This window comes from Pseudomonas sp. KBS0707 (genome assembly GCF_005937945.2).
Classification (GTDB): Bacteria; Pseudomonadota; Gammaproteobacteria; order Pseudomonadales; family Pseudomonadaceae; genus Aquipseudomonas; species Aquipseudomonas amygdali.
Genome location: NZ_CP041754.1, coordinates 4,698,673 through 4,710,380 on the forward strand (window position 1 = coordinate 4,698,673; position 11,708 = coordinate 4,710,380).

Genomic DNA, 11,708 nt, shown 5'->3' on the forward strand with positions numbered 1-11,708 from the left:
TCTGAAAGCGGCAAACGCCCGGCCCGACAATTGCCAGACCGGGCGTTGCGTTTAGAGCCCATGGGAGAAGCAGGGCATTTGCATGCGAAGCTCCCACCATGACTCCTGAAGCTCGCGATTTAGAGGCTGCGAGCCACTTGGACCTTCTCGAAGACTTCGATCTTGTCACCGACCTTGACGTCGTTGTAGCTCTTGACGCCGATACCGCATTCCATGCCTGCACGTACTTCGGCAGCGTCGTCCTTGAAGCGGCGCAGGGATTCCAGCTCGCCTTCAAAGATAACGATGTCTTCGCGCAGAACACGAATCGGACGGTTACGGTAGACAGTGCCTTCCAGAACCATACAGCCTGCGATCGCGCCGAATTTCGGCGAACGGAACACATCGCGGACTTCGGCGATACCCAGGATATTCTCCCGAACGTCGCTGCCAAGCATACCGGTGAGGGCTTTCTTGACGTCTTCGATGATGTCGTAGATCACGTTGTAGTAACGCATATCCAGACCTTCCTGCTCGACAATCTTGCGCGCGCCAGCATCGGCACGCACGTTGAAGCCAAACAGTACAGCGTTGGAGGCCAGTGCCAGGTTGGCGTCGCTCTCGGTGATACCACCGACACCGCCACCGACTACGCGCACTTGCACTTCGTCGTTACCCAGGCCGCCCAGGGCGCCCTGCAATGCTTCCAGAGAACCGCGGACGTCGGATTTGAGGACGATGTTAAGCGTCTTCTTCTCTTCCTGACCCATGTTCTCGAAGATGTTCTCCAGCTTGCCGGCATGAGCGCGAGCCAGTTTGACCTCGCGGAACTTGCCTTGGCGGAACAGAGCGACTTCGCGGGCTTTCTTCTCGTCAGCCAGCACCGACATCTCGTCGCCAGCATCCGGAGTACCGTCAAGACCCAGGATTTCGACCGGGATCGAAGGACCTGCTTCTTTGACCGGCTTGCCGTTCTCGTCGAGCATGGCGCGGATGCGGCCGAAGTTCGAACCGACCAGAACCATGTCGCCCTGACGCAGCGTACCGTCCTGAACCAGAACAGTAGCGACCGGACCACGGCCCTTGTCCAGACGGGACTCGACAACAACACCACGACCCGGGGCCGAAGGAGTTGCCTTCAGTTCCAGAACTTCGGCTTGCAGCAGAACAGCTTCCAGCAGCTCGTCGACGCCAGTACCCATTTTCGCGGATACCGAAACGAAAGGCGTATCACCGCCCCACTCTTCGGACGTCACGCCATGGACCGACAGCTCGCTGCGGATACGATCGAGGTCAGCACCAGGCTTGTCGATCTTGTTCACCGCAACAACCAGCGGAACGCCAGCCGCAACAGCATGCTGAACAGCTTCGATGGTCTGCGGCATCACGCCGTCGTCAGCTGCAACCACCAGAATCACGATATCCGTTGCCTTGGCACCACGAGCACGCATGGCGGTAAACGCGGCGTGACCAGGGGTGTCGAGGAACGTGACCATGCCGCGTTCGGTTTCAACGTGGTAGGCACCGATGTGCTGGGTGATGCCGCCAGCTTCGCCAGCTGCAACCTTGGCACGACGGATGTAGTCGAGCAGCGAGGTCTTACCGTGGTCGACGTGGCCCATTACGGTCACGACCGGTGCACGGGAGAACGACTCACCTTCGAACTTCAGCGATTCGGCCAGGGAATCTTCCAGGGCGTTGTCGCTGACCAGCGTGACCTTGTGGCCCAGCTCTTCGGCGATCAACTGGGCAGTTTCCTGATCCAGTACCTGGTTGATGGTCACCGGAGTGCCCATCTTGAACATGAACTTGATGACTTCAGCAGCCTTGACCGACATCTGTGCCGACAATTCGCCGACAGTGATGGTCTCGCCGATGGCAACGTCACGGATCACAGGGCCGGTAGGGCTCTGGAAACCATGTGCATTGCGCTTCTTCAGCCTGGACTTGCCGCGACCACCACGACGGAAGCTGTCGCTTTCTTCGTCGGTAGTACGAGGAGCAACGCGAGGGGCCGGAGCCTTCTCCTTGACCGAAGCGCGATGCGGAGCGTTTTTACGCTCCCCGTCGCCGCCGCGGGCATTGCGGTCGTCAGCACGAGGCTTGTCAGGGCGACGCTGTTCGTCACGCTTGCGAGCGTCAGCAGACGGCGCTGCGCTGGCAGGTGCCGGAGCAGCCGCTGCTGGTGCTGGCGCTTCACGCACAGGCTCAGCTGCAGCAACAGGTTGCGCGGGTGCCGAAGCAGGCTGGCCGGCGGCAGGCTGATTGCGCGCATCTTCTTCAGCGCGACGCTTGGCTTCTTCTTCAGCCTTTTGACGAGCGGCATTTTCTACCGCACGGCGTTCGTCCATCTCGCGCTTGCGCTCGGCTTCGATCTCTTCCGGGCTACGCTGCACAAAGACTTTCTTCTTGCGCACTTCAACGCTGATGCTCTTGCTGCCAGCAACGCGCAGGGTGCTGGTGGTCTTGCGCTGCAAGGTAATCTTGCGAGGCTCTTCCACCTTGGCCTTGTGACCGCTTTTCAGGTGCGTCAACAAGGCTTGTTTTTCGTTATCGGTCACAACTTGCTCGGCGGCGGTGTGCGGCAGACCTGCCTCACGCATCTGCTGTAACAGGCGCTCTACCGGTGTGTCGACCACTTTGGCCAGTTCTTTCACCGTGACTTGCGTCATGCACTTCTCTCCTCAGGCCGCGCCCAATTACTCGAACCAGTGGGCTCGGGCGGCCATGATCAACTTGCCGGCACGATCATCGTCAATGCCGTCGATGTCGAGCAGGTCATCTATAGACTGCTCGGCCAGGTCTTCGCGGGTAATTACGCCGCGCACCGCCAGTTCCATCGCCAAATCCTTGTCCATACCCTCAAGCGAGAGCAGGTCTTCGGCCGGATGGGCGTCTGCCAGCTTTTCCTCTGTAGCGATGGCTTTAGTCAACAAACGATCCTTGGCACGAGCGCGAAGCTCGTTGACAATTTCTTCGTCAAAGCCGTCGATGTTGAGCATTTCTTCCAACGGTACGTAGGCAATCTCTTCCAGGCTGGTGAAGCCTTCATCAACCAGCACCTGTGCCAATTCTTCATCGACTTCGAGTTCTTCGATGAAATTGCGCAGGATGTCACCGGTTTCAGCTTGCTGCTTGGCCTGGATGTCCGATTCGGTCATTACGTTCAGGGTCCAGCCAGTCAGCTGACTTGCCAGACGCACGTTCTGACCGCCACGACCAATAGCCTGGGCCAGGTTGTCCGCTCCCACTGCGATATCCATTGCATGCGCGTCTTCATCTACGATGATTGCCGCTACTTCTGCAGGGGACATTGCATTGATCACGAACTGCGCCGGGTTATCGTCCCAAAGAACGATATCCACACGCTCGCCACCCAGCTCGCCGGAAACAGCCTGAACTCGCGAACCGCGCATGCCGATACAGGCACCTTGCGGATCGATTCGTTTATCCTTGGAGCGAACAGCGATTTTCGCACGAGAACCCGGGTCACGGGAGGCAGCCATCACCTCGATGAGACCTTCGGCAATTTCCGGCACTTCAATGCGGAAAAGCTCGATCAGCATTTCTGGCGCAGTACGCGACAGGATCAGCTGAGGACCACGGTTTTCGGTACGAATTTCCTTCAGCAAAGCACGGACGCGAACACCGACCCGGAAAGTTTCCCGGGAAATGATGTCTTCACGAGCCAGCAAGGCTTCGGCATTGTTACCCAGGTCAACGATGACATTGTCACGTGTAACCTTTTTAACAGTACCAGAAATGATTTCACCCAGACGCTCACGGTAGGCATCGACTACCTGAGCACGCTCGGCTTCACGAACTTTCTGCACAATGACTTGCTTGGCGGTCTGTGCGGCGATACGACCGAATTCGATGGAATCGATTTTCTCTTCGATCAGGTCGCCCGCAACGGCACCTGGCTTCTTGACTTGAGCCTGGTCTACGGCCAATTCGTACGCAGGATCGTCCAGATCTTCGTCTTCGACAACTGTCCAGCGACGGAAAGTCTCGTAGTTGCCTGTCTGGCGATTGATCTCTACACGCAGTTCTACTTCATCTTCAAAACGTTTCTTGGTAGCGGTGGCAAGAGCCAGCTCCAGCGCTTCAAAAATTACACTTGCCGGAACGCCCTTTTCATTGGACACCGACTCAACAACCAGCAGTACTTCTTTGCTCATCGTACGCCTCGCCTTTCGCAAGCCATTGGATCCGCGGGATCCGCAGTAACCGGCACGTCTCAGTCAAACGTGGGAATAATGTTGGCCTTGTCGATCATGTCGATCGGCAACAGGAATTCATGGTCTTCAACCTGCACCACGACATCCTGCTCCTCCACCCCGCGGAGAAGGCCTTGAAAGTTGCGTCGACCTTCGAAAGGTGAACGCAGCTTTATTTTCACTTGTTCCCCGGCGTACGAAGCAAACTGCTCAATAGTGAACAGCGGGCGCTCCATGCCAGGAGACGATACTTCAAGGGTGTATTCAGTGCTGATCGGATCTTCTACGTCCAATACACCGCTGATCTGGCGACTTACGATTGCGCAGTCGTCGACCAGCACACCACCTTCCTTGTCAATATAAATGCGCAGCACCGAATGCTTGCCCTGGGAACTGAAATCGATCCCCCAGCATTGATAGCCAAGGGCCACGACCACCGGGGCCAACAAGTCCTGCAACTGTTCTAGCTTGCTCGACACCTGAACCCCCTCGTGCATGCTTTAGAAATAAAAAAATGGGCAAAAGCCCATCCCTGAAAACGCCGCTGAACATCGACGTCATGTACTGTCCAGCTAACAAAAAGCCCCTTAAAAGGGGCTCCGCTAAAACTGGTTGCGGGGGCTGGATTTGAACCAACGACCTTCGGGTTATGAGCCCGACGAGCTACCAAACTGCTCCGCCCCGCGACAAAGCTGGGGCGGAAGTATACGACCGATCCATTGCTGGGTCAATCCAACATCCACCTATAAGAAAGCCCGCTAATGCGGGCTCCCTTGTTAATTGGTACCGAGAAGGGGACTCGAACCCCTACACCCATTGGGCACAACCACCTCAAGGTTGCGTGTCTACCAATTCCACCACCTCGGCATTACAACTCTTTGGCGACCTCACGAAACATCGCCGAATTCTTTTTTACTTCTTCTCTGGGGCTTGAGGTACGTCAGCTGGAACAACGGCTGGCTTTTGCCCTTCGAGAACCGGTACATCATCTGCTGCCGGCTTTTGCTTCACTTCCAGCACTGCGGGATCTGGCAAACCTACCTGAGTCAGCTGTTGAGCTTTCTCTTTAGCAAAGTAACCTAACCCCAAGCTGGTTATGAAAAAACATGCTGCAAGTATAGCAGTAAACTTACTGAGAAAGGTAGAGGTTCCTTGACCTCCGAAGACAGTATTTGATGCACCTGCTCCGAACGACGCACCGGCGTCAGCACCTTTACCCTGTTGCAGCAATACCAGAGCAACAACGCCCAGAGCGCCCAACAGGTGAAAAACGATTACGACTGTTTCCAGCATTTTTTTCAGTTTCCCGCGGCGCGACAGATCGCACCGAACTCATCTGCATTCAGGGAAGCTCCACCAATGAGCCCCCCATCGATATCCGGCATGCTGAAGAGCTCGACCGCATTGGCCGCCTTCACGCTGCCGCCATAGAGAAGTCGCACGCCTTGTGCGACTTCGGCATTCTCTTTTGCCAGATGCGCACGGATTGCTGCGTGCACTTCCTGCGCCTCTTGAGGCGAAGCAGTCAATCCGGTGCCAATGGCCCAGACCGGCTCGTAGGCAATTACGGCATTGATCAGTGCGCTGACGCCAAACTCGGCGATGACACTGTCCAGCTGACGCCCGACAACTTCAAGCGTCTGCCCTGCCTTGCGCTCTTCAAGCGTTTCGCCTATGCAAAGCACAGGTGTCAGCCCGCTTGCCTGGATCGCCGCAAACTTCTTGTTAAGCACATCATCCTGCTCGCCAATTAGCTGACGACGTTCGGAGTGCCCGACAAGTACCAGTTTGCAACCTGCATCAGCCAGCTGACTCGACGCGATCTCACCGGTCAGCGCGCCCTGCTCAGCCTGAATGGCTGCATCCTGCGCACCGACAATGATCGACGTTGCCCGAAGCCCTTCGATCACCTGATTGGTAAACAGACTTGCAGGCATTACGGCGATATCGACGCTGCCTGGCAACACCTGCTTGCCCAAACCCTCGATCAGCTCAGCGACGCTGGCGCGGGTACCGTGCATTTTCCAGTTACCAGCTACCATTGGGCGACGCATGCTACACCTCGTGGGTCAAAGTGGGCGCAGATGTTACCCAACACTTCCGACACTGGCAAGCCGAAATCAGGCGCAAACTTCAGCAACCAGTTTTGCGAGCTCTTCGGCGTACGATCTGACCTGGGTTTCATCCTCACCTTCGACCATCACGCGCACCAAAGGCTCTGTGCCCGACTTGCGCAGCAGTACCCTGCCCCGTCCGGCCATCTGCTCGGTAACACGCGCACAGGCTTGCTGGACCGACGGGTGCGAAACGGGATCTACACCTGAACCTGCAAAGCGCACATTGATCAGGATCTGCGGGCATTTGCGCAGCTTCAAGCGCGCTTCGGCGAGGCTGATGCCGCTGCGACGCAGGGCCAGTATTACCTGCAACGAAGCAATGATCGCATCACCGGTGGTGGCGTGCTGGAAGCACACGATGTGGCCAGAGTTTTCACCGCCGATCTGCCAGTTGCGCTCAAGCAACTCGGCGATCACATAACGGTCACCGACGTTGGCGCGAACAAACGGGATGCTCTGTTCGGCCAGGGCCAGTTCAAGCCCGAGATTACTCATCAACGTGCCGACGACACCACCCTGCAAGCGTCCACGTTCATGCAGATCACGGGCAATGATGTAAAGCAGCTCGTCGCCATCGACGATGGTCCCGGTATGGTCAACCATCAACACGCGATCGCCGTCACCGTCGAAGCCGATGCCCATGTCGGCATGCTCTGCGACCACTGCCGCCTGCAAGGCCTCCATGTGAGTGGAGCCGCAATTCTTGTTGATATTGAGCCCGTCAGGCTGTGCAGAAAGCACGACAACCTGCGCTCCGAGCTCACGAAAGACGTTGGGCGCTACCTTGTAGGTCGCACCATGCGCGCAGTCGATAACCACCTTGAGGCCGGCGAAATCGGTGCTGGTCGGCACGCTGCTTTTGCAGAATTCGATATAACGCCCTGCGGCATCGTTGATTCGCGAAACCTTGCCGAGGTTCTCGGACTCCGCCACGGTCATCGGCGCATCGAGCAGTTCTTCGATCATCATTTCGATCTCGTCAGGCAGCTTGGTGCCCTGACCGGAGAAGAACTTGATGCCGTTGTCATAGTGAGGATTATGCGAAGCACTGATCACGATGCCTGCTTCGGCATGAAACGTACGCGTCAGGTAGGCAATGGCAGGTGTCGGCATAGGCCCCAGCAGGAGCACGTCAGCACCGGCCGCAGAGAGCCCGGCCTCAAGGGCGGATTCGAACATGTAGCCAGAGATGCGCGTGTCCTTGCCGACGAGAATCCGGCAGGCGCCCATCTTGCGAAAGGCCATGCCTGCAGCCCAACCCAGTTTCAGCATGAACTCGGGCGTAATCGGAAATTGCCCTACACGACCGCGAATGCCGTCGGTTCCGAAATATTTTCTGGTAGTCATGGATGCCCCACTGTTGTTATTCAGCTGCCTGGACAGCTGCGATCATGCGCACCACGTCAGCCGTTTCGGCGACATCGTGCACACGTAGAATTCGGACCCCCTTGGTCATAGCCAAAGCAGCCAGGGCCAGCCCGCCGGACAGACGCTGATCTACGGGTCGCCCCAGCACAGCACCGATCATACTCTTGCGCGAAACGCCCACCAGCAAAGGTTGACCGAGCGCATGCAGCGCTTCCATGTGCTTGAACAGGCTCAGATTGTGCTCCAGTGTCTTGGCGAAGCCAAAGCCCGGATCAAGAATGATCTTTTGCTGATCGATTCCCGCTGCAGCACACTGATTGATGCGCTCGAGCAGGAAAGCGCCCACTTCGCCCACGAGGTCGTCGTAATACGGATCATCCTGCATGGTTCCGGGCTCACCCAGCATGTGCATGAGACACACCGGCAAACCAGTGCTTGCAGCCGCCTCAAGCGCGCCTGGCCGCTGAAGCGAGCGGACGTCATTGATAAGCCCGGCACCCAGGCCAGCTGTCGCCAGCATGACCTCAGGTGTCGACGTATCCACGGAGATGATCACATCCAGCTCGCGCGCGATGACCTCAACCACCGGTGCCACACGCTCGACCTCTTCTGACGCAGACACCGGACGCGCACCCGGGCGCGTCGACTCGCCGCCAACGTCGATCAGTGTGGCACCGGCCTGCACCATTGCTTCGGCATGACGCAAGGCAGCATCAAGCTGGCTGTAGCGGCCGCCATCGGAAAAGGAGTCCGGGGTTGCGTTGAGGATACCCATCACATGTGTATGGGCCAAATCAAGAACCCGGTTGCCGCAAGGCAACCGGGTTGGGTACAGCGCAGATGTCATGTCAGACCTCAGTGCTCGGCAGCAGGGCCGCCAATCGGAGTTTCCGGACGAGGGTCAGGTGTGATCGGAGTACCGTTGGTACCCGAACCACCGCCCCAGTCACGCGGTTCACGAGGCACGCGACCGGTCATGATGTCGTCGATCTGATCGGCATCAATGGTTTCATACTTCATCAGCGCATCGGCCATCGCTTCAAGCTTGTCACGATTGTCCGTGAGCAACTGCTTGGCAGTGCCGTAGCAGTGATCGATGATGCTGCGCACTTCAGAGTCGATGAGCTTGGCAGTATCGCCGGAAACGCTGGAGTTCTGGCTGCTGCCGCGCCCCAGGTAACCTGCATCTTCTTCTTCCGAATACATCAGCGGGCCGAGCTTTTCAGACAAGCCCCATTTGGTGACCATGTTCCGGGCAATCTGACTGGCACGCATGATGTCATTGGATGCACCTGTCGTGACGCCATCGAAGCCAAGGGTCATTTCTTCAGCAATACGGCCACCGTAAAGCGAGCAGATCTGGCTGATCAGCGCGCGCTTGGACAGGCTGTAACGGTCTTCTTCAGGAAGAAACATGGTTACACCCAGCGCGCGACCGCGAGGAATGATCGAGACCTTGTAGACCGGATCATGCTCAGGCACCAGACGCCCTACGATAGCGTGACCCGCTTCGTGGTAGGCCGTGTTGCGCTTTTCCTTTTCGGACATGACCATCGATTTGCGCTCGGCGCCCATCATGATCTTGTCCTTGGCCAGTTCGAACTCTTTCATCTCTACGACGCGCTTGCCGGAGCGAGCAGCGAACAGCGACGCTTCGTTGACCAGGTTAGCCAGATCGGCACCGGAGAAGCCCGGTGTACCGCGAGCGATAACGCCTGCATTGACGTCTTCGCCCATTGGAACCTTGCGCATGTGAACCTTGAGGATCTGCTCGCGGCCACGAATGTCCGGCAGACCTACAACTACCTGACGGTCGAAGCGGCCCGGACGCAGCAACGCCGGGTCGAGCACGTCAGGACGGTTGGTAGCGGCAATGACGATGATGCCGTCATTCATTTCAAAACCGTCCATCTCGACCAGCAACTGGTTGAGAGTCTGCTCACGCTCGTCGTGACCACCACCCATGCCAGCGCCACGATGGCGACCGACCGCATCGATTTCGTCGATGAAGATGATGCAAGGAGCATGTTTTTTGGCCTGTTCGAACATGTCACGGACGCGGCTTGCACCGACGCCCACGAACATCTCGACGAAATCAGAACCGGAAATGGTGAAGAACGGCACTTTCGCCTCGCCGGCAATGGCCTTGGCGATCAGCGTCTTACCAGTACCCGGAGGACCGACCATCAGAACGCCACGCGGGATACGGCCGCCGAGACGCTGGAACTTGCCCGGATCACGGAGGAACTCGACAAGCTCGCCGACTTCTTCCTTGGCTTCGTCACAACCGGCAACATCGGCCAGGGTGGTCTTGACCTGATCTTCGGACAACAGACGCGCTTTGCTCTTGCCGAAACTCATCGGACCGCCCTTGCCGCCCGCCCCGCCCTGCATCTGGCGCATGAAGAACATGAACACCGCAATGATCACCAGGATAGGGAAGCTGGCCACCAGTAACTGAGTCCAGATGCTCTGCTGCTCAGGCTGCTTGCCTTCAATCACGACGTTGTTGCTGACCAGATCACCGATCAGACCGTTGTCGGGGATGTTCGGGCGGATGGTCTTGAAGGTGTCGCCATCGCTGCGCTTGCCCGTAATGACGTAGCCGTCGACAGAGACCTTCTCGACCTTGCCATCCTTGACCTGCTGGATGAACTCGGAATAGTTGAGGTTCTGCGGCTCGTTAGGGCTGGAGAAGTTGTTCATCACCGTCACCAGGACAGCCGCGATGATCAACCACAGGATCAAATTCTTTGCCATATCGTTCAATTAGCTACCCTCTGAAGCAAGCTCCACGGAGCAAGCGTGCCTCGCATGATATTCACCGGCCTAACTTACTACAGAATCTACAGATACGGCAGACACCGTCTGTAACCCTTTGTGAAACTTTGACAACACAATGTTCAGTCATGCTGCATCGGTAACGCCATTTGAAAAAAGCTATCGTGCCCCTTCAAAAACGCTCGATGCTGGCTGCCCCGTCGATTCCACGAAAGCCGCGAGCCAGCAGGTATTGCTCGCGTGACCTGTCGCGGGATGACGAAGGCTTACGCATCTGCACCTTGTCAAACAACTTGCGAATATCCTTGTGGTAGACATCGAAGCCTTCACCTTGGAAGACCTTGATCAGAAAATCGCCACCGGGACGTAGTACCCGACCGGCCAGATCGAGCGCCAATTCACAGAGAAACATCGCACGCGGCATATCTACAGCGCTCAATCCGCTCATATTGGGGGCCATATCGGAAATCACAAGGTCTACCTGCGTATTACCGACTGCCTCAAGGATCTGTTCGAGAATCTTGTCCTCGGTAAAATCCCCCTGAATGAAGGTCACATCAGGGATGCTGTCCATTTCAAGGATGTCGGAAGCAATCAGACGACCTTGACCGCCGATCAGACGACTGGTCACCTGCGACCAGCCTCCGGGCGCAGCACCGAGGTCGATAACGGTCATGCCCGGACGGATGAGTTTGTCCTTTTCCTGAATCTCGAGCAGCTTGTAGCTGGCACGCGAACGGTAGCCGTCCTTCTGCGCCATTTTGACGTACTTGTCGTCGAAGTGTTCTTTGAGCCAGTTATGGCTTGTCTTGGAACGGGCCACGGGGCACCTCAAAAATAAACGAGTCGTGATTAACTGGGCGGTCCCGGACTCGCTCGGGTAAACTGGCCGCCGCTTTTAAAAGATCAGACGCAGAGGTCAGATTATGCCGCTCACTCCAGAGCAGAAGAAACAATACAAATCCATTGGCCACCATCTGAAACCGGTGTTGATCGTGGCTGACAATGGTTTGACTGAAGGTGTACTTGCAGAGCTTGAACGCGCATTGAGCGATCACGAGCTGATCAAGATCAAGCTCAACATCCTTGATCGCGAGAGCCGCCTGGGCGCCGTTGCAGAACTGTGCAAGGCCGGTTCGGCGGATCTTGTACAGGTCATCGGCAAAATGGCGCTGATCTACCGCAAGAACCCAAAGGTAAACAAGCAGCTCTCCAACGTCCACCGCGCGCACGGATAAAAACA

Annotated in this window: 10 protein-coding genes and 2 tRNA genes; 1 reads left to right on the forward strand and 11 read right to left on the reverse strand. The window is 57.0% G+C overall.

The features are described from left to right. Positions 1-119 precede the first annotated feature (119 nt). From infB to rlmE, 11 genes are all read right to left on the reverse strand, one after another. Positions 120-2,651 (reverse strand): translation initiation factor IF-2, encoded by a 2,532-nt coding sequence (gene infB, locus FFH21_RS22345; protein WP_011169449.1) that lies wholly within the window; start codon positions 2,649-2,651, stop codon positions 120-122. A 27-nt stretch (positions 2,652-2,678) separates the two neighbouring features. Further along, the gene (nusA, locus tag FFH21_RS22350) at positions 2,679-4,160 is read right to left on the reverse strand and encodes a transcription termination factor NusA (protein WP_002555125.1); all 1,482 of its coding nucleotides are present in this window, start codon (positions 4,158-4,160) and stop codon (positions 2,679-2,681) included. Between the two features lie 59 nt (positions 4,161-4,219). Continuing rightward, positions 4,220-4,678, reverse strand: a complete 459-nt coding sequence (gene rimP / locus FFH21_RS22355) for a ribosome maturation factor RimP (RefSeq protein WP_002555126.1) — start codon at positions 4,676-4,678, stop codon at positions 4,220-4,222. Between the two features lie 130 nt (positions 4,679-4,808). Then, positions 4,809-4,885: transfer RNA gene (locus tag FFH21_RS22360), tRNA-Met, on the reverse strand. A gap of 95 nt (positions 4,886-4,980) precedes the next feature. Beyond that, positions 4,981-5,066, reverse strand: a tRNA-Leu gene (locus tag FFH21_RS22365). Positions 5,067-5,111: 45 nt separating this feature from the next. Then, on the reverse strand, positions 5,112-5,492 hold the full coding sequence (secG, locus tag FFH21_RS22370; protein WP_004656657.1) for a preprotein translocase subunit SecG: 381 nt from the start codon (positions 5,490-5,492) through the stop codon (positions 5,112-5,114). Positions 5,493-5,497: 5 nt separating this feature from the next. After that, positions 5,498-6,253 carry a triose-phosphate isomerase gene (gene tpiA, locus FFH21_RS22375; protein ID WP_011169450.1) on the reverse strand — a complete coding sequence of 252 codons (756 nt, stop codon included), beginning with the start codon at positions 6,251-6,253 and terminating at the stop codon, positions 5,498-5,500. Positions 6,254-6,319: 66 nt separating this feature from the next. Then, the gene (glmM, locus tag FFH21_RS22380) at positions 6,320-7,663 is read right to left on the reverse strand and encodes a phosphoglucosamine mutase (protein WP_004666211.1); all 1,344 of its coding nucleotides are present in this window, start codon (positions 7,661-7,663) and stop codon (positions 6,320-6,322) included. Between the two features lie 16 nt (positions 7,664-7,679). Then, positions 7,680-8,531: a dihydropteroate synthase gene (gene folP, locus FFH21_RS22385; protein WP_004666212.1), complete on the reverse strand. Its 852-nt coding sequence runs from the start codon at positions 8,529-8,531 to the stop codon at positions 7,680-7,682. Between the two features lie 8 nt (positions 8,532-8,539). Further along, a complete protein-coding gene (gene ftsH / locus FFH21_RS22390) occupies positions 8,540-10,444 on the reverse strand; it encodes an ATP-dependent zinc metalloprotease FtsH (protein ID WP_041924628.1) in 1,905 nt (634 codons plus the stop codon). 193 nt (positions 10,445-10,637) lie between these two features. Beyond that, positions 10,638-11,288: a 23S rRNA (uridine(2552)-2'-O)-methyltransferase RlmE gene (gene rlmE / locus FFH21_RS22395; protein ID WP_004666214.1), complete on the reverse strand. Its 651-nt coding sequence runs from the start codon at positions 11,286-11,288 to the stop codon at positions 10,638-10,640. 103 nt (positions 11,289-11,391) lie between these two features. Here rlmE and FFH21_RS22400 point away from each other — a divergent pair, with 103 nt between their 5' ends. Beyond that, positions 11,392-11,703 carry a YhbY family RNA-binding protein gene (locus FFH21_RS22400; RefSeq protein WP_002555133.1) on the forward strand — a complete coding sequence of 104 codons (312 nt, stop codon included), beginning with the start codon at positions 11,392-11,394 and terminating at the stop codon, positions 11,701-11,703. Positions 11,704-11,708 lie beyond the last annotated feature (5 nt).

Bases quoted from the DNA above. Each gene is read 5' to 3' on its own strand.
- infB (WP_011169449.1), bottom strand. From the start codon at position 2,651: ATGACGCAAGTCACGGTGAAAGAACTGGCCAAAGTGGTCGACACACCG.
- nusA (WP_002555125.1), bottom strand. From the start codon at position 4,160: ATGAGCAAAGAAGTACTGCTGGTTGTTGAGTCGGTGTCCAATGAAAAG.
- secG (WP_004656657.1), bottom strand. From the start codon at position 5,492: ATGCTGGAAACAGTCGTAATCGTTTTTCACCTGTTGGGCGCTCTGGGC.
- tpiA (WP_011169450.1), bottom strand. From the start codon at position 6,253: ATGCGTCGCCCAATGGTAGCTGGTAACTGGAAAATGCACGGTACCCGC.
- glmM (WP_004666211.1), bottom strand. From the start codon at position 7,663: ATGACTACCAGAAAATATTTCGGAACCGACGGCATTCGCGGTCGTGTA.
- folP (WP_004666212.1), bottom strand. From the start codon at position 8,531: ATGACATCTGCGCTGTACCCAACCCGGTTGCCTTGCGGCAACCGGGTT.
- ftsH (WP_041924628.1), bottom strand. From the start codon at position 10,444: ATGGCAAAGAATTTGATCCTGTGGTTGATCATCGCGGCTGTCCTGGTG.
- FFH21_RS22400 (WP_002555133.1), top strand. From the start codon at position 11,392: ATGCCGCTCACTCCAGAGCAGAAGAAACAATACAAATCCATTGGCCAC.